Annotated in this window: 24 protein-coding genes; 12 read left to right on the forward strand and 12 right to left on the reverse strand. The window is 43.1% G+C overall.

Annotated features, from left to right (window positions below):
• Positions 1 to 199 precede the first annotated feature (199 nt).
• The gene (locus tag ABFQ95_00005) at positions 200 to 1198 is read right to left on the reverse strand and encodes a zinc-dependent alcohol dehydrogenase family protein (GenBank protein ID MEN8235923.1); all 999 of its coding nucleotides are present in this window, start codon (positions 1196 to 1198) and stop codon (positions 200 to 202) included.
• Between the two features lie 151 nt (positions 1199 to 1349).
• On the opposite strand from ABFQ95_00005, the gene ABFQ95_00010 reads away from it, so the two are divergent.
• Positions 1350 to 2036: a zinc-ribbon domain-containing protein gene (locus ABFQ95_00010; protein ID MEN8235924.1), complete on the forward strand. Its 687-nt coding sequence runs from the start codon at positions 1350 to 1352 to the stop codon at positions 2034 to 2036.
• Positions 2037 to 2230: 194 nt separating this feature from the next.
• Here the strand turns inward: ABFQ95_00010 and ABFQ95_00015 are convergent, their stop codons facing one another.
• Complete coding sequence (locus tag ABFQ95_00015) at positions 2231 to 3031, reverse strand: hypothetical protein (GenBank protein ID MEN8235925.1); 801 nt, start codon at positions 3029 to 3031, stop codon at positions 2231 to 2233.
• 199 nt (positions 3032 to 3230) lie between these two features.
• The gene (locus ABFQ95_00020; protein ID MEN8235926.1) at positions 3231 to 4280 is read right to left on the reverse strand and encodes a hypothetical protein; all 1050 of its coding nucleotides are present in this window, start codon (positions 4278 to 4280) and stop codon (positions 3231 to 3233) included.
• Between the two features lie 283 nt (positions 4281 to 4563).
• On the opposite strand from ABFQ95_00020, the gene ABFQ95_00025 reads away from it, so the two are divergent.
• The 6 genes from ABFQ95_00025 (at position 4564) to rodA (ending at position 10507) form a co-directional block, all read left to right on the forward strand.
• Positions 4564 to 4986: an RDD family protein gene (locus ABFQ95_00025; GenBank protein MEN8235927.1), complete on the forward strand. Its 423-nt coding sequence runs from the start codon at positions 4564 to 4566 to the stop codon at positions 4984 to 4986.
• A 114-nt stretch (positions 4987 to 5100) separates the two neighbouring features.
• Positions 5101 to 6138, forward strand: a complete 1038-nt coding sequence (locus tag ABFQ95_00030) for a rod shape-determining protein (protein MEN8235928.1) — start codon at positions 5101 to 5103, stop codon at positions 6136 to 6138.
• Between the two features lie 32 nt (positions 6139 to 6170).
• Entirely contained in the window at positions 6171 to 7034 is an 864-nt protein-coding gene (gene mreC / locus ABFQ95_00035; protein ID MEN8235929.1) for a rod shape-determining protein MreC, read from the forward strand.
• Positions 7027 to 7536 (forward strand): hypothetical protein, encoded by a 510-nt coding sequence (locus tag ABFQ95_00040; GenBank protein ID MEN8235930.1) that lies wholly within the window; start codon positions 7027 to 7029, stop codon positions 7534 to 7536. Before mreC ends, ABFQ95_00040 begins: the two co-directional genes overlap by 8 nt.
• 16 nt (positions 7537 to 7552) lie before the next feature.
• Positions 7553 to 9373, forward strand: coding sequence for a penicillin-binding protein 2 (mrdA, locus tag ABFQ95_00045; GenBank protein MEN8235931.1), 1821 nt, complete (start codon positions 7553 to 7555; stop codon positions 9371 to 9373).
• A 6-nt stretch (positions 9374 to 9379) separates the two neighbouring features.
• Positions 9380 to 10507 (forward strand): rod shape-determining protein RodA, encoded by a 1128-nt coding sequence (gene rodA, locus ABFQ95_00050; GenBank protein MEN8235932.1) that lies wholly within the window; start codon positions 9380 to 9382, stop codon positions 10505 to 10507.
• On the opposite strand, the gene ABFQ95_00055 is transcribed toward rodA, so the two are convergent.
• Complete coding sequence (locus tag ABFQ95_00055) at positions 10493 to 11413, reverse strand: alpha/beta hydrolase (GenBank protein ID MEN8235933.1); 921 nt, start codon at positions 11411 to 11413, stop codon at positions 10493 to 10495. The genes rodA and ABFQ95_00055 overlap by 15 nt on opposite strands.
• Before the next feature lie 307 nt (positions 11414 to 11720).
• Between ABFQ95_00055 and ABFQ95_00060 the strand changes: the two genes are divergently transcribed.
• The 5 genes from ABFQ95_00060 (at position 11721) to ABFQ95_00080 (ending at position 16927) form a co-directional block, all read left to right on the forward strand.
• On the forward strand, positions 11721 to 12908 hold the full coding sequence (locus ABFQ95_00060; protein ID MEN8235934.1) for an acetyl-CoA C-acyltransferase: 1188 nt from the start codon (positions 11721 to 11723) through the stop codon (positions 12906 to 12908).
• 84 nt (positions 12909 to 12992) lie between these two features.
• On the forward strand, positions 12993 to 13568 hold the full coding sequence (locus tag ABFQ95_00065) for a YqgE/AlgH family protein (GenBank protein ID MEN8235935.1): 576 nt from the start codon (positions 12993 to 12995) through the stop codon (positions 13566 to 13568).
• Between the two features lie 251 nt (positions 13569 to 13819).
• Positions 13820 to 14398, forward strand: coding sequence for a hypothetical protein (locus ABFQ95_00070; protein MEN8235936.1), 579 nt, complete (start codon positions 13820 to 13822; stop codon positions 14396 to 14398).
• A 322-nt stretch (positions 14399 to 14720) separates the two neighbouring features.
• Positions 14721 to 16349: an ABC-F family ATP-binding cassette domain-containing protein gene (locus tag ABFQ95_00075; GenBank protein ID MEN8235937.1), complete on the forward strand. Its 1629-nt coding sequence runs from the start codon at positions 14721 to 14723 to the stop codon at positions 16347 to 16349.
• A 188-nt stretch (positions 16350 to 16537) separates the two neighbouring features.
• Positions 16538 to 16927 (forward strand): hypothetical protein, encoded by a 390-nt coding sequence (locus tag ABFQ95_00080; GenBank protein MEN8235938.1) that lies wholly within the window; start codon positions 16538 to 16540, stop codon positions 16925 to 16927.
• On the opposite strand, the gene ABFQ95_00085 is transcribed toward ABFQ95_00080, so the two are convergent.
• From ABFQ95_00085 to ABFQ95_00120, 8 genes are all read right to left on the reverse strand, one after another.
• The gene (locus ABFQ95_00085) at positions 16924 to 17427 is read right to left on the reverse strand and encodes a F0F1 ATP synthase subunit B (protein ID MEN8235939.1); all 504 of its coding nucleotides are present in this window, start codon (positions 17425 to 17427) and stop codon (positions 16924 to 16926) included. The two genes, ABFQ95_00080 and ABFQ95_00085, sit on opposite strands and share 4 nt — an antisense overlap.
• A 5-nt stretch (positions 17428 to 17432) precedes the next feature.
• Positions 17433 to 17927: a hypothetical protein gene (locus tag ABFQ95_00090; GenBank protein MEN8235940.1), complete on the reverse strand. Its 495-nt coding sequence runs from the start codon at positions 17925 to 17927 to the stop codon at positions 17433 to 17435.
• A gap of 3 nt (positions 17928 to 17930) precedes the next feature.
• Complete coding sequence (locus tag ABFQ95_00095; GenBank protein ID MEN8235941.1) at positions 17931 to 18155, reverse strand: F0F1 ATP synthase subunit C; 225 nt, start codon at positions 18153 to 18155, stop codon at positions 17931 to 17933.
• Between the two features lie 63 nt (positions 18156 to 18218).
• Complete coding sequence (locus ABFQ95_00100) at positions 18219 to 18941, reverse strand: F0F1 ATP synthase subunit A (GenBank protein ID MEN8235942.1); 723 nt, start codon at positions 18939 to 18941, stop codon at positions 18219 to 18221.
• Between the two features lie 150 nt (positions 18942 to 19091).
• Positions 19092 to 19946, reverse strand: a complete 855-nt coding sequence (locus ABFQ95_00105) for a hypothetical protein (protein ID MEN8235943.1) — start codon at positions 19944 to 19946, stop codon at positions 19092 to 19094.
• A 223-nt stretch (positions 19947 to 20169) separates the two neighbouring features.
• Entirely contained in the window at positions 20170 to 20298 is a 129-nt protein-coding gene (locus tag ABFQ95_00110) for a hypothetical protein (protein ID MEN8235944.1), read from the reverse strand.
• A gap of 231 nt (positions 20299 to 20529) precedes the next feature.
• Entirely contained in the window at positions 20530 to 20676 is a 147-nt protein-coding gene (locus ABFQ95_00115) for a hypothetical protein (GenBank protein MEN8235945.1), read from the reverse strand.
• A 61-nt stretch (positions 20677 to 20737) separates the two neighbouring features.
• Entirely contained in the window at positions 20738 to 24100 is a 3363-nt protein-coding gene (locus tag ABFQ95_00120; GenBank protein MEN8235946.1) for a tetratricopeptide repeat protein, read from the reverse strand.
• Positions 24101 to 24388: the final 288 nt, after the last annotated feature.

Below are 24388 nucleotides of genomic sequence, written 5' to 3' on the forward strand. Positions count from 1 at the left end.
GGCGGATAATAATTTCTTGTTGCTCTTTGGCACTGGTCATCCCGGATTATATATAAGATTTTAATTAAATTGTCAACTTTATTTCTCCAGCCTTCCTTACAGAGGGATAGATTTTGAGTAATCTGTCCTTGTGTAGAGGGATAGATTTAGATAATGCAAAATTTACTGCCAACATTAAAACCAACAGTTTGATTCAGCTTCAGTATAACAATCCAGCCCCTTGAAAACCATCATGCTTTAAGGCTTCAAGCGCTTCATTTGCTAGGCTCAAGGGAAAGCCTACCACATGGGTTTTAATTCCCAGCCTTGTCGCTTCTTGCAAAAACTCCTCCCCATCTTGGCGGGTGTTATTAGTCACACTGCGAATAACCCTTTCGCCATAAAGGATCTTATAATCAAAAGAGGGAATGGGGCTCATGTGAATACCAGCAAGCACCAACACACCCGCTTTATCAAGCGCTTTAAGTGCAACCGGTACGATCTCTCCTACAGGCGCAAAAACAATGGCTGCATCAAGGGGTACTGGAGGCTTAGCCAATGTACCACCAGTCCAAACAGCTCCTAAAGATTCCGCCAACTCCTGATGTTTTTTATCGCGAGTGGCCACGTAGACATCTGCTCCCCAAGCCTGCATTAGTTGAATTGCCACGTGCCCCGCTGCGCCAAACCCATAAATTCCCACCCGAGCGCCGGGCCAATACTGAATGCCAGTCAACCGAATTGAACGATATCCTATGATTCCGGCACACAATAGCGGTGCTGCTTGAGCGTCAGAAAATGCATCCGGCAATGGGTAAATATAATTTTCAGGTGCTACAGCATATTCAGCATAACCCCCTTGGGCTGTCCAGCCTGTAAACTTTGCCCTTTCACACAGATTTTCTTGAGATTTACGGCAATAGACACACGTTCCACAAGTGCTTTGCAACCAAGCCACTCCTACCCGTTGCCCTTTTTTGAATGCGTGAGTTTCACGCCCACACTCAGCAACTGTGCCTACAATTTGGTGCCCTGGAATGATTGGCAACTTTGGCAAAGGCAAATCTCCTTCCACGACATGCAAATCCGTACGACAAATTCCGCACACGTTCACTTTGATAAGAACCTGATCTGGAAGACATGTGGGTTGTTCTACATCGGTATAGACTAAAGGATGGGTTGTTATAGGGGCGGCAGCTTTAAGCAGACAGGCTTTCATTGTTTTGTTATTCTTGAGTGATTCTGGAGTTATTTTAGCATAACGGACAACGAAATCTGTATCCTAAAATATTTCGTATTCCTTGCCAAAAGCAGCAAAAATTCTTATAACTACAAGAAGTTTATCAAGACATTAATTATGTGTGAAAATTATGATCATTACCTGCCAAAACTGCCAAAAACGCTACCAAGTTGACGATAAAGATATTGGTGAAAAGGGCCGAAAAGTCCGATGTGACTCCTGCAAACATGTGTGGACGCAAATCCCAGATCAACCCGTCACCAAGCGCACTGAGATTCGGCACCTTGCGGGAAGCAACCCCAAGATCTTTCCAGAAAAACGCCCTAATTCATTCTCTTTTGGCTGGGCGAGTCTTGTTGTTTGCTTGTTGATTACGGTTGGGTCTCTTTGGGGGGCACGCCAAACGATTGTTAGCAGTTGGCCTGCTACGCGCCCCCTATACCAAGCTCTTGGTATAAGCCTACCTCTTCCAGGTCAGGGGCTTATTTTGGAAGGGGGAACCCCAATGCACGTCCTAGAAAATGACTCTTCTTATATTGTTGTTAGAGGTGAAATCACCAACAAAACTGATGATGTAATCCCTCTGCCTCCCTTGCATTTTCAATTGATTGGCTCGTGCAAACAAGCTCCTTGGTGGCAAAAAGCTTGGGGCTATCTACATGACAGTACTGTTGGCAACCATAAACAGACATGTACACTTGCACACTGGAGACACAGCTTATCACAAAAGCGTTTACTCGCTGGCGAAAAGATTCAATTTGAAAGCGAACCACACACCACCATGGCAAATGCAGATCAAATAAAGGTTCATTTTTGAGTACATACAACCCATGCTGATTCAAAATGTTGAGTTTAATGATAGGCTGCCAGTTTACAGTTTACAGTTTACATTGGTAAATGAGCACTTTGAGTGCACCAGAAAATCAACAGTTTGATTCAGCTTCAGTATAGCTTCCATAAATTACATTGTTCAGCGGTCTCACATCCACTTGTAGGGAGTTATACAAAAGTTCATTTTTGCATATTCCAGTATTGGCTAATCCATGGAGATGGACGAATCGTTTTGTAGACGCACTTGAAAAACGGTAACCCCTCGGGCGACCAAACTCCACAAATGGCATCAGCAATCTTGGGATGCCCATGAAACGCTAAAACTTTTGTACCTTCCGGCAATTTTGGCTCAACAAAGAAACGTAAATACCACACTGGCAATGCATGAAACTTAAAGCTGCGGCACCACTCTTCAGGCCAAAATTTCAAGCGTCCCCACTTTTCAATCACCTTCGCTGAGAGATACTCTTGGCTAGCAGTGTAAAACTGCTTAACGACTTCTTTCGGGTGTGCTTCAAAGTATTCTTTTATGAATCCAAGGGTGCCTACCCGCCACGAATAGCATGTTGCTTGCCCCACACGCTCACTTTTGACACTCCAGTCATTGATAATAACAAAATCATCGCCCAACGGATAAGAAACGAAGCAATCCAGCTCACCGGTAATCACCACATCAAGATCAAAAAACAAAACACGCTGTCCGTTCAACCCACCCAACTCATCATCACAAAGGCCAGCTTCTTTTTGGTAAGCATACTTCACATCCTCTGGATTGCATTTCATCACAGGCAATGGTTGAGACAAAATCTCTGGGGTCAGTCCTGTTGCATCGTCGGTAAAACAGAAAAAACGAAGTTCGTGTTTCTTCATGTTGCGTTTGACCATAGCGTACAAACAGTTGACGTCATGAGCCGTATACACCTGACCCCACTTAATACAAACAACGTTAGCAACTGGCTTTTTAGTCTGAGTTTTCTCCATGGTGTTTTCCATATTCACATAATGCGTGCAAAAGGCTTATTATACATACTCTCGTAAAACCAAAACCTCTAGTTTAATGATAGCTGCCAGCTTGCAGTTTACAACTGTAAATGAGCACTTCGAGCGTATCTGGAAACATAGGTTTTGATTTCACTTCAGTATATACTAAAAATACTCATGACCGAGCAACTACTTACACCTACGCTGCGATCCTATGATCCTCCGGTTTACCTTCCGTGCTTTTACCATAAGCAGGTCGATTGAATCGATCGCCAGAAACATCTAGGGCCTGGCATGCAATGGCCTTAATCTGGTCTGTTGCTTCATCCGTCTTGACCAACAATGTGTTGATAAGAGCCTGTTGTTCCTTAATTTTAGCTTCAAGCGAAACGGTTTTTTGCTGCATCAGCTTACGCTCCCCTTCTATTTCCTTAGCCCTTAGTTCAGTGTCAAACTTAAATCGGGTTTGAAGCTCTGAAGTAACCCGTTTTTCTGTCTCCTCTACAGCTTTAGCAATTTCAGCCGGAATAGCATCAACGGTTTTCTTAAACTGAGCCAATTCGCTCTCGCTTTGTTTCAAGTCAGCTTCTCGCTGCCCAAGCACCCTTTTCTTTTCGGTCATTTCTTTCTCGAGAGCATTCTGTTTGGCCTTATATTCATCTTCGTCTTTGCGCCTAGACATCTTAAGGCTATACGAATACTCCTCCTCATCACGGCTACGCTTTCTATCAAGTTCGGATTTAAATTCCTTATACTCTTGCTCCAAAGTTTGCCGTTCTTTGTGCCAGTGTTGTCGCTTTTCAGCCATATCGTTTTCAAAAGCTGCTTGGGACTCTTGTATTTTCAGTTGATGTTTTTTGCTTTCTTCTTCTTGAGTAATGATGAGGGCAGACAATGTGTGGGCAGTATCTTTAATGCCGTAAAGATTTTGCAAATGCTCTTGCTCGACCGATATAGATTTTTGCAAATCACTCAACCGGCTGAACTCACCAACCAGTTGTTCACTTAAATGGTCAAGTTGCTTGGTTAGATTAATTTTAAGCTCCGCCAGATTAGAAATAATTGCGTGCTCTGAATTTTTGGTAGCTCTGGACAAAGTATCCCGCTGTTCCACTGATTTCTGCTGTTGCTGAGGATTCTTTTCAGATTGATTTTGTAATTGTTTAACGACCTGCTCATAGGCTTCCAAAATCTGATTTTTGGTGTTTTTGGCAGAAATATCTGAGGGGATTTGAGTTTTCTCGGGCATTGTCTTTTCTCCTAATTTTTCCAACTGTAAAGCGGCAGTGAAGCTGAATCAAAGTGCTCATTTACCTCCTTACGCGACAACTCATTCATAACTCGTTATTGGCTGTAGAACAAGAGGGCAAGTGTCCGAGTTTATCTAAGGCAAGTATTTTTACCAAAATTTCTTTGTTTACTGGAGATTAACTTGGTTCTGTCGCATCTGTTGGCACCCCACATAATCCGTCACAATGGATAACACTTATGTTTGATTCAGCCCGGGTATATGCAATCTTTAATATGTTGCTATGCACCATATGAATAGTGCTTTTTATATAAAAACAACCTATGCCTATGGTGGCTTTTGGAAAAGGGTTGTCGCTGCTTTAATTGATGGACTAATTTTGTTGATTCCTTCGGCATTTTGTGACATTTTTTCACAAGGTATATTTGGTGGCATGACATTGTTAATAGTCATTGAATGGCTCTACGTTTCTCTTTTAGAATCTTCACGATATCAAGCAACACTTGGCAAACAGATATTTAGCTTAATTGTTGTCAATGGTGACTATCAAAGATTAACCTGGGCTAATGCAACTTTAAGATATTTCTGTCAATACATTTCAATGATTACTCTAGGGTTTGGTTATCTCATGGTTGCTTTCACTCCTAGAAAGCGTGGCTTGCACGATTATATAGCCAACACATACGTTGTGTACAAGCAAGAATAGCTTCAAAGCTAAAAAGACATAATTTTTAGCATTTCTTGCTGGACCTAAGGGTGCAGAATATCGTACACATGTACTGAGTCTAAATAATGATTTGCTTAAAGTGGATTGATTAAAATGTTTACAAAACTTCTCGGTATGTTTTCTGCGGATATGGGCATTGATTTGGGAACTGCCAATACACTTGTGTGTGTTAAAGGCGGTGAAATTGTCCTGAATGAACCCTCTGTTGTAGCTATGTCGCAATCTAAAGGGCGCTCTCACGTTCTAGCTGTCGGAGAAGAAGCAAAACTTATGGTCGGGCGTACTCCTGGCAATATCCAAGCGATTCGACCGTTGCGTGAAGGTGTCATCGCTGACTTTGATATTGCTGAAGAAATGATCAAGTATTTTATCCACAAAGTACATAACCGCCGCAGTTTTGTCAGCCCTCAAGTCGTCATTTGTGTTCCCTCAGGCTCCACTGCGGTTGAACGCCGTGCAATTCATGAATCTGCGGAAAGTGCTGGCGCTAGGCGGGTCTTCCTAATTGAAGAGCCAATGGCAGCAGCAATCGGAGCTGGTCTACCTGTTACAGAACCCACAGGATCGATGGTTGTAGATATAGGTGGAGGCACGACAGAAGTTGCTGTTTTGTCGCTTGGGGGAATTGTACACGCGCGTTCCGTGCGTATTGGAGGCGATAGCCTGGATGATGCAATCATCCAGTATATACGCCGCCACCATAATCTGTTAGTGGGCGAAAGCACCGCCGAGCGGATCAAAAAAGAAATCGGATCAGCAATGCCACCTGAACAAAGTGCAGGTAAGAAAATGAAGATCAAGGGCCGTGACATGATCCAGGGCATTCCTAAAGAAATAGACATGTCGGGAAAGCAAGTCGCAGAAAGCCTTTCCGAACCAGTGTCAGGCATTGTAGAGGCTGTGAAACTTACACTTGAAAATACACCACCTGAACTTTCAGCTGACATTGTCGACAAAGGAATTGTTTTAACCGGAGGAGGAGCAATGTTGAAAAACCTTGATCGCCTTATCCGTGAGGCAACTGGACTTCCGGTTTCCATGGCACAGGATCCACTGTCATGCGTTGCTTTGGGAACAGGTAAGACGCTTGAAGAAATGCGCTCGTTACAGGAAATTCTGATTAAGGTTTAACTCAAACGCTTTAAGAGGGCAAGGCGGAAAACATGTATTCACCCCGAACATCTGTTGCAACGCCAAGCATGCGACTGCACAAAATTCTTGCCTCGCTTTTGCAAGTGAGTACAGCTTTAAAACTTCTCTTTGTGGTGGGGGTTGCAGGGATCTTAGTCTATGGGGACATGCAGGGCTGGGCATTTACCAAGCATTTTCGCCTGAAAATAATGGACAATACAGTTCCTGTTTGGAGTGTGACACACAACGCAACCCACTGGCTGCACGAAAAAAGCCAACACATACAACATTATTTTTCAGTAATGCAAGAAAACCAGCGCTTAAGAGAGCAGTTAGAACAACTGTCGCACTGGAAAAATATTGCCAACCAATTGGCGACTGAAAACGAACACCTGAAGCATTTCTTAAATGTTCCCACATCCTCAGCTTCTACCATGGTGACTGCACGGGTGATTACAACTCCCTACACTCCTTCCATTCAAACCCTAATGATTAATGCAGGAAACAATCAAGGAATCAGAAAAAATCAGCCCGTAATCGTACCCCAAGGCGTAGTCGGTCGTATTATTGAAGTAGGCCACAATAGTGCTCAGGTATTATTGATTACAGATCCCAGATCACGTATTCCTGTTAAAGGAGAGTCCTCAGATTTTCAGGCGATCTTAATTGGTAACCAAACGAATGCCTTGAAAATTTTGCACCATCGCACCGGTGAAAAAGCCCCGTATCCTCAGCGTTTAGTAACCTCCAGCAAAGGTAAGGTATTTCCCGAAGGTTTAATAGTTGCTTATGTACCAGATGACACATCCCCGGTCATCCAACCAGTTGTGAAATGGCAGGATCTTGATTACGTGCAAGTGATTAGCGCTTTTCCTTTGGAAATCACCCATGATTGAAGTTTTTGGGATACCGCAAACTTCCATATTGAAAAATTGCATTCCCAGCCTGACTCTCACATTTGCTACTATCTTTGATATAGCATTTTCTCCGCCACTTGTAGGCATTGGTTTGCATAGTGAGCATATGGTGTTGTACACCTGGCTTATTTTTTATCCCTCTCTTGTTCCCCTATCTGTGCTTGTTGCTGTGGGCCTTTTACAAGATTGTACCGCAGGACTTACCCTAGGCGCATCTGTAATCCTGCTTATGGGCTTTTACAGCCTCACGATCTATAATCGACACCACTTTAACCAACACTCCTTTTGGATTTTATGGCTGGGTTTTGCAGGAATAGAGATTTCTGTTCAATTGCTTGCGTGGTTGCTTGCATTCATCAAATTTCCAGATTCTTCTGGAGAAATTATGTTTGTTCAGCAAACATTGATTACTGTTGCTTGTTACCCATTGATTGGGTGGATGATCTTGAAAATTCACTCAAAACTGCACATAAGCAGTTAGTATAAGCAGTTAGTATATGTCCAAGAAGATATCTCTTCAGCAAACGATCACCCGGCGCACTTTAATGGTGGGTGCTGGACAAATATTGCTCGGATCTGCCCTCATTGGACGCATGGCTTATTTGCAAATTTGGCAATCAGAACATTATAAGAACCTGGCCCAAGGTAACAGCATCAAAGTGACTCCCATTCTGCCTGACCGCGGAATTATTACCGACTGTAATGGAGTTATTCTCGCGCAAAATACAAAGCACTTTCGGGCAATTTTGGATCTTGATTCCACAAGCGACCTTGAAGCAACCCTGGACACACTTTCCCACCTTATCGAGCTTCCTGAAAATTTTCTTCTCGATATTCAAAATCAGACCCAAAATTCACATCCTCATTTCATCATCATCAAAGAAAAACTTTCCTGGAAAGAGGTTGCACGACTCGAAGCTCATGCCATAGATTTGCCCGGCATCCAAGTCACTGAAGGCTCTGTGCGTTTTTATCCGCATGCCTTGTACATAGCGCATGTGATTGGATATGTACAATCACCTTCTGCCAAAGATCTGCAATCGAGCAACAAAATTATAAAAATTGCCGGCATGACAATCGGAAAATCTGGATTGGAGAAAACCCAAAATCCGATCCTGCAAGGAGTACCCGGATACCATGAGCACGAGGTCAATGCTCGCCGGCAAATTCTGCGCACTTTACAAACAACCCCCAGCAAAGCTGGAGGTAACCTGGGCCTCACACTCAACAGTAAACTGCAAGGCTTTGTCCACGAACGCCTAGGCAAAGAGCTCAGTGCCAGCGTTGTTGTCATGGATATCCACCAAGGTGACATCCTTGCCCTAAACTCTCATCCTAGTTTTGATCCTAACCTTTTTTCCCAAGGCATCTCACAACAAGATTGGCAATCGCTGTTGCACAACCCCTACAAGCCTCTCATCAATAAAGCAATCTCTGGAGAATACCCGCCAGGATCACTTTTCAAGCTCGTGGTTGCCATTGCTGCACTTGATCGCGGCCTCATCTCACCCGAACACACGCACCATTGTCCAGGCTTCCTTGAAGTGAGCAATCACCGGTTTCATTGTGTGCGCTCAAGTGGACACGGCCGTCTTAATCTTACAACGGCAATTGCACAATCCTGTGACGTCTATTTCTACAAGCTTGCCTTGCAATTGGGAATTGAACGCATCGCACACACTGCACGTTTGCTGGGGTTGGGCACTCAAACCGGGATTGAACTCAGTGATGAAAGAGCCGGACTTATCCCCACAAAAAGCTGGAAACGCAAACGATTTGGCAAACCTTGGTTCGTTGGCGAAACCATTATTGCTTCAATTGGCCAAGGGTATGTCTTGGCAACCCCTCTACAAATGGCCGTGATGATGGCGCAAATATCCAATGGCGGACACACTATTACGCCAAGCCTCATCGCTGGACCTGGACCTGGACCTGGACCTGGACCTGCATCACCACAAAAAATCTTTTCACCCAAGATATTTGCTCCTATTCTTGAAGGAACCCATATGGCCATCAACAGTAAAATTGGCACAGGATATCGGTCACGCATTCTGCAACCAGATATGCGCATGGGCGGTAAGACATCCACATCTCAAGTTCGACGCATTTCCATTGCTGATCGTAAAAGCGGTCAGTATCGAAACGAAAAATCGTGGAAACAACGGGATCACTCTATTTTTGTTGGCTATGCCCCAGTACACAAACCAAAGTACGTCGCTGCGGTTGTCGTTGAACACGGTGGCTGGGGCAGCAAAACGGCTGCTCCCATCGCAAGGGATATCTTACTGACAACCCAACAATTTTGTAATAAGGACTGAACGCTTATGGCTTTGAACCCTAACAACTTTGATTGGCTGCAAAAATTACGCCAGATAAATGTGTTTGTGCTTATTCTCATTGGAATAATGGGTGCGATAAGCGCCATCATGCTCTACTCCGCTGCTGGGGGAGATGTGTCCCCCTGGGCTCAAAAGCAACTGCTGCGTTTTGCCATGGGAGTCACTATTATGTTGCTTGTAGCCCTGACCCCGCTTCATTTTTGGCTGCGACAAGCCTACGTACTCTATGGCGTCAGTGTGGTATTGTTAGTGATAGTCGAAATTGCTGGCACCATTGGTATGGGAGCACAAAGATGGATTGATCTTTATGTCTTTCGTTTGCAACCTTCTGAATTGGTTAAGTTAACCCTTGTGCTTTCTTTAGCCCGGTATTACCACTACGCCAGTCTTGAAAGCGCACGCAAATTTATCTTTCATCTGCCGCCTCTGTTGATCACAATTATTCCCGCTGTCCTCGTATTGAAACAACCAGATTTGGGAACAGCTTTACTGTTATTCATGATCACAGGGGTTATGATTTTTGTCTCTGGTATTCGTCTATGGAAGGTAGGGCTCATCTTAACCTCAGCAATTGCCTGCATGCCATTGGCCTGGATGTTTTTGCGCGATTATCAAAAAAATCGCGTGCTTACTTTCTTAAATCCTGAGCGTGATCCGCTGGGCTCTGGCTACCACATCTTGCAATCAAAGATTGCTTTTGGATCTGGCGGTGTTTGGGGCAAAGGTTTATTGCAAGGCAGCCAAAGTCAACTGAAATTTCTACCAGAAAAACACACCGATTTTATCTTTGCCATGTTATCGGAAGAACTAGGAATGGTCGGCGGTATCATCCTGATTGGCTTCTACAGCCTCCTTATTTTCTATGGCTATATGGTCAGCCTGCATTGCCGCAATATTTTTGGCAAACTACTGGCCTTTGGTCTGACGACTATTTTGTTTCTTTATATGTTTATCAACATGGCCATGGTCATGGGACTTTTGCCTATTGTGGGCATGCCACTTCCTCTGATCTCTTACGGCGGGACATCAATGCTGACGCTACTGACAGGGTTTGGCCTTATCTTATGCGTTGATCGGCACCGTCACCTACGCAGGGGATTAAGTGCTCCTTAGCCAATCATGAATGATGGCAATCTGATTACGAGCCATTAAGGCAGGCGCGTGCCCAACGCCTTTAATTTCCACAACTTCTAACGAAGATGAGTGCATTGCTAGCATGCGTTCAACCGTCTCAGGCAATAAGATATCTGAGGTTTCTCCCCGCAATAGCAAGACTGGACAACGCACCTGATCCCAGTAATGCCACATTTCGCTTAAGGGAACTGCTTGAGTATGCATGTGCGCCAAACTTTGCCACACGGTTTTTGCCATTTTTGTCATTGCATGCCAGGCAGAAGCACCGTCTGTTAACCCGGCAAGAACATTTTGGTCATACGCCAATTCATAACGACCATCCTTACCCTTAAAGGTACTATGACGCGTTACATGCTGCCACTGAGTATCAGTCAACTTGCCAAAAGGCGCAAAAATCTTACGGAAATAGTTTTCAGCTTCTTGAAGATTTGAAAAAGTGGCCCGTTGCTGAACATAGCTCATAATCCGCCTTGTCCCAGCTAAGGGAATCATCGGCCCCACGTCATTAATGACTAACCTTCGAATCGGTGAATTCTGTTGCGCTGCCATAACCATTCCTATGAGCCCTCCCATCGAAGTCCCAATCCAGTCAACCTGCGACACATCAACTCGAGCAATTAATGCTGTCATATCAGAGAGATATTGCGGGAACCCATACCCCTGTCCATGCGGCAGCCAATCACTTTTGCCGCGCCCAACAATATCCGGGCACACTAAACGGTAATCCTGGGAGAGGACCTTGGCCAGATAATCAAAGTCCCTGGAGTTGCGGGTAAGGCCGTGCACACACACTATCGTTTTGTCAAAATGCTGCTCGCCCCATTCAACATATGCAAGCCTGTGAAAGCCTGCTGGATTGATTCCAAGATAATTCTTTTGTTGCATCAAATTTGCCTCAACTATGGCTTTAGAGTATTATAACTGTGCTGAATCGAAATGTTGAGTTTAATGATAGCGAGAAGCAGGCAGTCTACAACTATAAAAGGAGTCCTGTCAACCTTGTGACAATGCACTGAATTGGTTAGAATATACTGAAGTGAAATCAAAACCCTCTGTATCCTGATACGCTCGAAGTGCTCATTTACAATTGTAAACTGCGCGCTTCTCGCTATCATTAAACTAGAGGTTTTGATTTTACGAGAGTATATAGAGAAATTTCAAATAACAAATAAATCACAGGAGAGCTTAACCTATGTCCCAAGACCCCATTGTTATCGTCGCTGCTAAGAGAACCCCCGTTGGAGCCTTTCAAAGTGCTCTTAAAAATGTGAAAGCCACAACTTTAGGAAGTACTGCAATTAAAGGAGCGTTGGACAGCATTTCACTTTCTCCTGAAACAATCGATGATGTCATCATGGGCTGCGTATTGCCTGCAGGACTTGGACAAGCCCCTGCGCGTCAAGCCTGCATCAACGCTGGCCTTCCTAACTCTACCCGCTGTGTCACAATTAATAAGGTCTGTGGCTCAGGCATGAAAGCCCTGATGTGTGGCTTTAACCAACTCCTTCTCAATCAAAGCGATGTTGTGGTTGCTGGTGGTATGGAAAGTATGACCAATGCTCCTTACTTGTTGCTAAAGGGTCGTGGTGGTTATCGCTTCGGCAACGATCAAATTTTTGACCACATGATGCTGGATGGTTTAGAAGATGCCTACGACGGTGGCGGACGTTCTATGGGAATGTTTGGTGAAGACACAGCCCAAAAATATGGTTTCTCGCGCAAAGCACAAGACGCCTACGCCATTGAGACTGGAAAAAGAGCTCTTAATGCTGTGGAAAAAGGCTACTTTCAAGATGAAATCGTCCCAGTCACCTTCAAGGCACGAGGTAAAGAGGTTGTCATTAACCAGGACGAACCCCCCACCAAAGTAAACTTTGAAAAAATTCCAACCCTGCGCCCCGCTTTTCGTAAAGATGGAACGCTGACAGCAGCAACATCCAGCTCATTAACTGATGGCGCTGCAGCTTTAATTCTTATGCGACAAAGTGATGCTGAAAAACAAGGTGTTACACCGCTTGCCATTTTCCACGGTCACGCCAGTCACTCACAAGAGCCAGAGTGGTTTACCACGGCTCCAATCGGAGCAATCAAAAAGCTCAGTCAAAGCCTTAACTGGCCACTCGAAGAGGTTGATCTGTTTGAAATCAATGAAGCCTTTGCCGTGGTCACCATGGCCGCTATGAAAGATTTGGGCCTACCACAAGAGAAAGTCAATGTAAATGGAGGCGCATGTGCTTTAGGCCATCCCATTGGCGCCACAGGAGCCCGTCTTGTTGTCACATTGATCCATGCTCTCAAACAACGAAGCCTAAAAAAAGGTATTGCCTCTTTGTGCATCGGCGGCGGAGAAGGAACTGCCGTTGGCATAGAGGTGCTTTAAATACCAAAGCATGCCTCATTCTTCTGTACCCTACTCAAGGATACTGATAGAATCAGGGGGTACGAGAAAAATTGAGACAGACAGATGGCCATTGAAGACAAATTGCCTAATTATCTAACTGGACGATTGATTGTTGCTATGCCGCAAATGCAGGATCCTCGGTTTGAGCACGCAGTTATTTTTATTTGCGGGCATGACGCCAATGGCGCCATGGGATTGGTCGTGAATAAGCTAGCTGATACTCTTACATTAAAGGACATTTTGCATCAGCTTGCGGTACATATTCCCTCTTTCAAGCGGAACGTTGAAGTACACCTTGGAGGGCCTGTGGAGATGGGACGCGGATTTGTCCTGCATAGCACGGAGTACTTGCAAGACTCAACGATTCGGATCAACGAAGACTATGCCTTAACCGCCACAGTTGAGATTTTAAGGGATATTGCCATCAACAAGGGTCCCAAACAATGTGTTATGGCCCTTGGTTACACCAGCTGGAGCCCTGGTCAATTGGAAGAAGAGATCCAAGCCAACAGCTGGCTAGAACTTGACCCACAAAGTAATTTAGTCTTTTGTGAAGAAGTCAGCACCTGCTGGAAAAAAGCCATTGCTAGCCTAGGCATCGACCCCGGGATGCTTTCAGGTGATGCAGGTCACGCGTAAATCATACTCATAAAATATATTTACTGTTTAATTACTTTATCGTGCCATTATATAATTGTAAATTTATTTAAATACACAGGAGATTGGCATGAAAAAACTTACTTGGACATTTATACTAGCCGGAGTTTTGCTTATAGGATACAACCCAGCAAAAGCTACAATCCTAGAAAATCCTATTCAGCAAAGTTCTGAATTAAACAATGCAGACAATGTGAATGGGCTTATCTTAATTAAAGGAGGCAAAAACGGTGGTGAGGGAGGAAAATCCTTTCGCCAACATAGAAAAGGTAGAGGAGATCACAAAACATTCAGGAAACACAGAAGCAGAGGTGACCATAAAGCCTACAGGCACCATAAAAGACAAGGGGGCAAAAAACATTTTAGTCACAGAAGAGGCGGAAAACAGAATTATGCCCACAAAAGGCACCGTGGAGACCGACATTACTCCCATAAAAGACATCGTGGAGACAGGCATTACGCCCATAAAAGACATCGTGGAGACAGGCATTACTCCCATAAAAGACATCGTGGAGACAGGCATTACGCCCATAAACGGCATCGTGGTGAGCGTCATTACGCTCGAAGAGGATATCATGGTGAACGTCGTCATGCACGCTGGGAAAAGGGCAATAAAGAAAAGCACGAGAACTGGAAGAATGGCTACTACCGCAATCATAAAAATGGCTACTACCGGAAGGGCAAAGGTAGCCGTGAGTATGAGGGAGATCCTTCTGAGTTTGAGGAAACTGAGATATTTGAAGGCGATGAGGTCAGTGATGAGGCAAGTGTTGAGCCTGAGGGAATCATTGAAGAGACCGGTAGAGGCCTGATGCAAAGAGCTCAAGATCGAGTCGTAGATGAAATGTTAAACCGCGTCCTACCACAATAATTATTGATTCGGTTTGCAATATACTGAAGTGAAACCAAAACCTCTGTTTTCTGATAAGCTCGAAGTGCTCATTTACAATTGTAAACTGCGCGCTTCTCGCTATCATTAAACTAGAGGTTTTGATTTCACGAGAGTATATACCAAGAGCCACCAAAAAGGAAAACTCCTTTCCTACCGGTGGCTCTTTGGTTTTTATGAATTGACAAATTGTTGCATAACAATACACTGGAAATCTAAGCAGTTCCCTGAAATATGGTAAAATTATGATCAGTATTAATGATTTGTCTATGCATTATGGCGCCAAACTCTTGTTTGACGGCGTTAATCTAAACCTCAACTCTGGTGAGCGTTATGGTGTTGTAGGTGCCAACGGTACAGGAAAATCAACTTTCTTAAGGCTGCTGGCAGGTCAAGAAGACGCTAGCCTTGGTGATATTACCATTGCCAAATCAGCAAGTCTTGGGTGGCTGCACCAAGATCACTTTCAATACGAAAAAAATACTGTTATTGAAACCGTGCTACAGGGTCGCCCTGTTCTTTGGAGTGCACTACAGGAAAAAGAGCATCTGTTTGCCCAAGAAAACTGGACTGATGCCATGGGGTACCGCGTTGCCGAACTAGAAGAAGTGGTGGCCCAACAGGATGGATACAGCGCAGAATCATTTGCCCAAACGCTCCTAACTGGTCTTGGCCTGGCCCAAAGCAAACATTTCCGGCCTATGTCAGAATTGTCAGGCGGCTACAAACTGCGTGTCTTGCTTGCACAAGCTTTGTTTAATGACCCGGATATTCTTATTCTGGATGAGCCCACCAACCACTTGGATATCATGACCATTGCATGGCTGGAGTCATACTTGAAAAGAGATTTTCAAGGGTTGCTTATTTTTATCTCCCACGACCAGGACTTCCTCAATAATCTGGCAACCCAAATCCTGGATATTGATTATGGCGAAATTCGTGCCTATACCGGTAACTACGACTATTTTCAAAAAGAGAAGCACGCGGTTGTGGAGCAAAAACTGCACATAAAGCAAAGTATGGAAAAGAAGATCGCACATATGCAACGCTTTGTTGACCGATTTCGCGCCAGCGCCAGCCGATCGAAACAAGCATTATCAAAACAACGTATGATTGAGCGCATGGAGCTGCCAGACATCAAAAAATCGTCTCGCATACATCCGAATCTTCAATTTAATATCAAGCGCCCATCTGGAAAAACCGTGCTGAAAGTAGAGAAAATCTGCAAGCGCTACAGCGACAAAGATGTCCTCAAAAATGTCAGTTTTGAAATCAACCGTGGAGAAAAAGTTGCCTTCATCGGCCACAATGGAATTGGTAAATCGACCTTACTCAAATCCCTACTCAATCTCGTTTCCTTAGATTCGGGCACATTTATCTGGGGCCACGAAGCGTACTGTTCTTACTTTTCACAAAATCCAGACGAACTACTGCAAGATGATCATAGTATTTTGTCTTGGCTAAGCGCACAAAACCCCAAGGCAACCGATAGTGAAATTCGCGGCACACTTGGAATGGTTCTGTTCACTCAAGATGATGTGCACAAGAACATCCAAACCCTTAGTGGCGGGGAAGCCTCTCGCTTAGTGCTTGCCAAAGTCATGCTGGAGAAAAGCAACGTGCTGATCTTGGATGAACCAACAAACCATCTTGACCTTGAAGCCATTGAATCTTTGAGCCGCGCTCTAAAAAAATTTGCGGGAACACTGCTACTGGTCAGCCATGACAGACATTTTGTAACAAAAATCCCCAATAGGATCGTGTCTCTTACAGAATCTGGCTACAAGGATTTCAAGGGCAGCTACCATGAATATCTGGATTACTATGGTGAAGATTATCTAAGCCGGACCTGGCTTAAGGTAAAAAAACAATAGGAAACGTTGGACAAAATCGACATCCGGTATGATGGCCTGGAAGAATCAAAGTGCTTCTTATCCAAAACTCAGATTAACTTAGCTATTTTCTTATTCTTAAGCGAAGGAAAGTGCTTGAATGTAAAATCACAACATTGCATAATTAACTGTAAAATAAACTATAAGATCAAACAAGGGAAGTAAGAAACTTGAGAGAACTCAATCATGCTTTGTGGCTTAGAATAGGCTTTGGAATTTTTCTGGGCGTATGGGGTACTGACCGGATTATCAGGGTAGACATGTGGGCAAGTGAGTCCTTGATGGGTCATTTTTATGGGAATCTGGGATTAATGCATGTCTTTGTCATATCGCTAGGAATTGCACAGTTGCTTATTGCACTCTCTTTTTTCACCAATTGTATGGTCAAGTACACTTCATTGCTATTGCTTGCGATGCTAACGGTTAGCACCGTTGTGACGATTTCTCCTTTGTGTCACTATTTGTTCCAGGGAGGAAATCCGATACCTGCCATCATTTTTGTTGACCATTTCCCATTATTGGCAGGTGGTTGGGCTATATTTGCCCATTCTAAATCCTAAGTCACAAGCAAATCCTTCTGGGAGCCTCCTGGCTTTAAATCTGCGATCGCTTGATCTATCAATTCTGTGTGCTGCTGGTCTCCAACCCCATCTTTCAAAATATCCTGACAGGCTTGTGTGGACACAAAAATTGCCTGACGCCTTATATCCTGTAGGGCCTGAGTTTCTGCATGCTGTATACGGTCATGTGCTAGGCGCTCACGACTTTTGAGAAAATGCTCGAGTTCTTGTTGTGATTCTTTACGAAAATTTTCTACCTGCAAGCGGGCGTGCTCGATGATTTCGTCAGCTTGCTTTTGCGCATCCATATGCTTTTTACGCACTTCTCCCAACAAAGCTTGTGCTTCCTCGCGCATGCGAATCGCGTCCTTGATTTTCTCTTCAATCTTCAATCCGTGCTGGTCGAGGTAACCTGAAATAAATTTCCAAAACTTTTTCCCAACACCGAAAATGAAGATCAAAAAGGCCACAAGAAACCAAAACGTAGGATCGTGAAACATTGTGCTTAAAGGCCCCTTTCTTGCAAAGTCACGCCCACCGCTTTACTCACAACCAGATCAGAACTTTTTTCATGCAACAAACGCTCAATGATTGTGTGAGTCATTTCTTGAGCCGCTTGGCTGAGTTCCTGATCTGCTGCACGTTTTTTCTCATCAATGCTTGCTTCTGCTGTTTTAATGCGAGATAACACCTCATCAGCAATGTCTTTTTTGCGGTGGGCTGTATCGAGACTCATTTCTTGCAATGAATTTAATGTAGAATAACTGGCATGCTGACGTGCACCTTGCAGGGTTTCTTCATACTCCTGGCGCAAGTTTTCAACATCCTTTTTGAACTCATCAGCTCGCAATTGGTTGCCTTCAACATTTTGCCAGCGAAGCTCTAGCAGTACCTCAATTCGCGGCACTGTAACCATCGAGACATATAGATACAGAATCGAAAAGCACACAAAGAGCCAAAACAGTTGAGAGCTATAAGTACTGACATCAAGTTGGGGCATTTATCACCCATAAAGGATCAGTACACCAATCACGAACGCAAACAACGCGATGGCTTCGGTAAAGGCGACACCAATCAAGCTCATGAGGAACATCTCTGGCCTTGCTGATGGATTGCGGGCAATAGAGCTGACAAATGTGGCAAAAATATGTCCCACACCAAGTCCTGCTCCAATGAGTCCTAACATAGCAAGACCCGCACCAATCATTTTCGCTGCACCAACTTCCATCTTATCTTCTCCTTAGTTTGTCCTTACTCGATAAAAATTTCATAGTGAGATTGTGGCCTGGTTTCAATGCAAATGCAAGGCATCATGCAAATACAAACAGGTCAGCACCGTAAAAATAAATGCTTGGATACCGGCAACAAAAAACTCAAAGCCTGTAAACACAACATTCAGCGCCAACGGGCCAATCCCCCACAAACCCAATGCAAAAGTAAATCCGCCAAAAATTTTTAAGATTACGTGGCCAGCAAGCATATTTGCAAAAAGGCGAACTGCTAATGTAACAGGCCGCGTGAAATAAGCCAATATTTCAATGGGAACCAAAATAGGCGTTACAGCCAAGGGAATCCCTTCAGGACAAAACAGTCGCAAAAAACGCCAGCCATGTTTGACAAACCCAATGATGGTCACCAAAATAAAGACCATTAAGGCCAAAGCAAAGGTCACAATTATGTGACTGGTGAAAGTAAAACTATAGGGCACCATACCAAGCAGATTGCCCATCAGCACAAACATGAAGAGGGAGAAAACAAAGGGAAAATACACCAGCCCTTCTCGCCCAGCATTTTCCTGGACCATCTGGGCTATGAACTCATAGCTCACCTCAACCAAGGATTGCCGGCGCGACGGAACTAAGGTTTTTTTAGCTAAACCAAAATGCAGCATGCCAATTACAAGTGCCGTACCTAAGACCATAAACAACGCTGAGTTGGTAAACGATATGTCAATACCAGCAAGCGAAAGCGCAACGATAGGCTGAATTACGAATTGGTGCAGAGGATCATGCATAAAATAAAAGACAGTTGGTTGTTCATCATGGCTACCATTCTAACAAATTGATTGCAAAGCTCATAGTCTCAAGGAACCCTGTTCATGATTGTTCAGCAAAAATCACCAGATTATTATACCGGAAAGCGGGTGGTCTGAGGCCTTGCCTTGCTAGATATACATCTCGTTATCTTCAGAGATAAACTTTTTGTCGTAACCTTCAAACATACAGCGCTCAACCACGTAGGCTTGGGAAAATTCCGTTTTAATACTCTGAAACACGACAGGAAACGGAACTGATATCGGCTGATCACCAGAAAAAGCAAGGCGTTTTTCGAGAGCCTCTCGCTGGCCGCCAATCCAATCAACCCTTTTCTCATAAGGTGTACTGGGGTGTATTTTGTGGCTCCGCATACGATAAAGTCCAATGGCGTGCATATAGAGCTCTTTAAGGGCGCCCTGTTCAGCTTGAACCTCGTGCTCGTTTGCAGCCGCTGCACAGACAAGACCTTCTTCGATTTGCGCATAAAAGATAACAAGCTTTACATTCTTATCCGCTAACTTAGGCCAAATCGCATAAAAACTGGAAAAACAAAATTCCTTGTCAATTCCTTGAAAAAAGCTTTTGTTTTCTTCATTAACCGCCTCTCTGACTTTGTAGGCGATGTCTTTATTTTCAAACCATTCGGGCCATGCATACCTCTCCAACATTTCCCTGTAGGCAATGCTTTTTGCTTTGCGTTGGGCTTTTGCTTTCTGAAAAATAAAAGGATAAGCTGCAAAACCAGTCGAAGAATTAGCCGTTGAGGATTGATATGCTTTCCGTTCAACGTATTCTGACTGGGCTTTCATAACCGCCTTATACCAAGAAAAATCAGCACCACACGCAATACGAGTAAAAATATTGCCAGCTCTTCCCGATTGATCATTAAGGCTACAAATGTACGCCTCCCCCACTTTCAGCTTTTGCAGCGAGAAAGTCGGAAGAAATTTAGAAAGGTAATTAAAACGAACTTTTTCCAGCATTATTAACCTCCGCTAGTCTTTACAATCAAACAAAATACCCAGCCACTGTACCAAATCTCCATCTCAATTGATACTTTTTTTAACTCACTAACATTAATTATATATATTCTTTTTCAATCTTTGACATGATGTTTCTGACGTCAAAAAACTCGACTCCTAGCCACAATGACTGGCCATCCGAAACTAGAATGAGCTAATAACCCTAGAAAGAATTATCAACAAGCTACAAAATATCTCTCCCAAGTTCCGTCTGTTCAGAAAGGTTTTCTGCATTCGCGCGATAATTTTCCGCCACAAAACAAAACACCTGCGCCACCAAAATCGCCGATAATAATAGGCAAAATCTTTTCATTTTCTATCTTCTCCACAAATTGGGGGTACACACCCCTCACTTGCGAGCATCCTAATATTTGCCAGCTAGAAAGGCAAGAAAATATGATAACCAAGTTTGAGAGATTTTTCTAACTCACTGACATTGGCGGGAGATGTATCTTCTTTTTCAAGTTCTGATACGATCTTTCTCAAAAAAAAACCAACCCCCCAACCAAAATAATCGGCCATACAAAACAATAATTAGCTAATGTTAGTTAGTATTATCAACAAGCTGCAAAATATCTCTCCCAAGTTCCATCCGCTCAGAAAGGTTCTCTGCATTTGCGCGACAATTTTCCGCCACAAAACAAAACACCTGCGCTACTAAAATTGCTGATAGCAGATAAAATCTTTTCATTTTCCACTTCCTCCATAATTGGGCCTCAAACACCACTCCCGGGCATCCTAATCTCTGACAGTTAGAAAGGCAAGAAAATATGATAACCAAAACTAAGAGAGTTTTCTAACTCACTGACATTAGCAGTAGATGTATCTTCGTTTTCAAGTGCTGATGCGATCTTCTCAATATTTATATGCTGGGGGAGGTAAAAATCCTTGAAAACTCTCAAGGATTTTTTCAATAATTCTTTTTTTTCCGTGTTTTCTAGGGTTAGTGCCAGATTGGCCATGGCCATGGCAGTGGTGGGATGATTTTTGCCATAAGAATGGCGGATTGTTTTAAGTGATTGCTGCAAAAGTTTTCTGGCATTCTGGACATCTCCAAGCAAACGGTAGACATTTCCTAAGTTTGCAGAAACTATGGCCGCTAAGAGATGACCTTCTCCATATTTCTCGTTAAGCTTTTCAATAGATTTTATGAGCAGTTTTTTACTTTGCAAATAATCTCCTAAAATGCAATGAACAATTCCCATACGCGCAATTAGAATGGAAATCCATGCATTGGTTGTATTATCATCCTTTTCAACAAATTTGAACGCTTCAGCCAAAAGCTGTTTGCTTTCAGAAGTCTTGTGTGTTGCAGCACAAGCCAGGGCTAGATTTACCATTGAAAGCGCGGTCCAAATGTGACTGTCTCCATGCAATTTTCTGCGTATTTTTAGGGCATTTCGAAAATATGTTTCGCTTTTTTGTAAATGACCTAAATCATAATAAACAAATCCCAACAGGATCTGATTGTACGCTAGACTAGAAATTGATGTGGGACTTTGAGAGTTTATGTAAAGAGCATCATCCAGTATCGTCTTTCCCTCTATCCTTAGACCCAACACATAATTAATCCACCCTAGCATATATAACACCTGAGCCGTTTCGGCATGATTGTTACCATAATGTTTCTGGTAGAGCACTAGTGTTTGGGCAAGCACGTTTTTGACCGTACGAAACTCCCCTAACAACATGTGTGCTGTACCATACCGGAAAAGTGCGAGTGCTGTTTTAGGGTGCTCTTTCCCATAGGTTTTTTCACTAATTGCGGCAATTTTTTTAAAAGCGTCTCGCTTTTTAAAGCTTTTGCCCAAATGGTGATAAACGGAACCCAATAAAGTTAAAATATGCAAGTTGGTTGGATGATTTTCACCATACAGAGATTCATTAATCTTCAAGGCTTCTTCTAAGATATGTTCTGCTTTATGGGGCTCATTTAAAACACGATAGGTAAGAGTGTAGATAGAAACCTGAGTTTCATCCGAGGTAAAGGAGCTGACCTCTTTTAGAAACTCTTCCAACCGAGGGATTGTTTGATCTATTAAATGACGTTCTTTGTTAGAAAGATCCGTATTCTTTGTCCTTCCGGGATATATTTCATCAATAACAACTTTCATCCCTTTCAAATAGGTCAGTCTTTGTTCCTGATCTAATTTATTCCTGAGCCAGCTAGAGACCAAGCGGTGAACCGAGATATCGTCACCTGAGATTTTTATCAAAGAGTATTGCCGCAAAATACCGAGCAACCTATTCAATTCGCATTCTGATTTATTATTATTGCCTTCAGATAAGTACCGCACCAAAAGCGATTTGGGAATGCTTGCTGGCTGACAAAAAGAGATAAAATTCAGCAAATCAAGCGCCTTCTCACCGTCTTTTGTTTTCTTAATAGAGTTTAAACTAAGTTCCCATGTCGCATAGACCGGGTCATGTGTAATATTCAAAGGTGTATTGCTATCGGATAACAGATGTTCTCTTTCAGTTTCATACAATTTTAGATAGTTCGAAATTGAAATGGCGTTTTCTGTGATATAACCTGCGGCTTGAGATATAGCTAAAGGGGTATAATGCAACTCGTTTAATAGTTTGGCAGCTCTTTGTTTATAGAGCGGTCCTTTCTGAAAGTTAGAAGGAAGTTGCGCTTCGAGCAAGGCAAAAGATTCCTTTTTTGTCATCACGTCAACCTCAACTGCATTTTTTAGCTTATGGTTGCTTGAGGTTACGATGATGTGAGCATTATTGGGTAGGTAGTCGTATAGCATAACCATATTTGGTGCATTATCATAGACTAGTAGGGTGCTCCCCTTATTTTCAATCCAAGTTTTTACTTCCCTAATTTTTTGCGCATCAGACATATTATCGGAAAACAGCTTCAGTTTGTTCCCTATCTCAAAATAATCCACCTTTAATGACGATTCATTTTCTGCATTAAGCCATGCTCTAAATTTATAGGATTGCCTAGGATAGTGAATGGCATACATCGCTAAAAAAGTCTTACCGATGCCTCCCAATCCAACCACCCCTATGATCTTTGTTGATTGTTTTGCTTGATCTTTGTCCTCAAATTGACTCCATATAGAATCCAGCAGTTCGGTTCGCTTAATATAAGGGTCTGGCAGCAAAGGGAGGTTCCACTTGAGCATTGAAGCACCCTGCTCTTTTGCAGAAGGTGCTGGCGATGATGGTAATGTTGCATGTACAGAAGAGCTATTGTTTTGCTTGTCTGTATCCCAATATTTTATATTTAAAGTTAAGAGTACTACACAGATTACTCCAAAAAAAGTTACACTAGTCGCAATGAATTTTAAATAAAAATCTCTGTTTAGTTCTAGCCTTGCTGCTTGTCTTGGCGTATCTGGCTCCGGCATTTTAGCTATGTTTTGTGTTTTAAATTCATCAAAAGATTCACTGATTTTTGCTTTTGGCAATAGCGTAGCTAAAAGATTCAAGACAAACAGGTAGTAGTTATCAAAATCTCCCAGGGCAAAGCACCCTAAGCACGAGTCAGATTTTTGCACGTCTTTGAAAGAGGTTACTGGATCAAGCGAGAGAAAAATTGTTTGCATTCCCTCCTTTTGATGTTCTGGATTGCTAAGTTCTGACGTATCAGCACCAATGATGACAACATAAAAATCTGGGAAGGTGCTTGGTGAGATTTCTATCAGCTGGATTCCCGACAGCTCAAGATGCCTTTTCAAACGTTTTATGTTCTCTGAACTAGATTTCACCTTTGTAGAATCGTAATGAATGTGACAGGCAAGTTTTTTTTCGTTCGTCAGACGAGCGATTTCCTTCAGTTCTTTTTCGAAATTTACTTGCACAGTCAACTGCTTATAATGCTGCCTGAGCAGATCATCTTTTCCAGATCGTTCGATAAATTTGCGGATACTATGACGGCCACTTGATCCTATTTTTTGCCCGACCGTATTAATATGCGTTTCCACCGTACTTGGCGCAATTGCAAGTCGTGCAGCCACAGATTTTACATCCCACCCGCTTACGATACAGGCCATAACGTCGATTTGCCGTCGGGTAAATTCTATTCCCTGTATTACATTTAAATGTTTGGAATATAAATCTTCAAAAACTCTATCTTTTCTATTTAACATAATTTTCATCTTCATCTTTGCATTGATAGGCATTGATTTACTTTAAGATCAGAATCTATACTTAAAGAAAAATGAACTCCCTATTTTCTGTTACGCTCAAAGCTCAAAGTGCCTACTTACCAGTGCAAACTCTACGCTTGCAGAATATCATTAAGCTAGAGATTTTCATCTGTCATTGGTACGTATCAACAGCACATTTCCTTTTAACATAAGTGTTGGGTTCACCGCAAATTTTTACAACAACCAACTAGCGGTATCATCAGGACCGCGGTTTTTGTCCAAATGATTTTTGAGTTT

The sequence above is a fragment of the Pseudomonadota bacterium genome (assembly GCA_039714795.1).
GTDB lineage: Bacteria > Pseudomonadota > Alphaproteobacteria > JAGOMX01 > JAGOMX01 > JBDLIP01.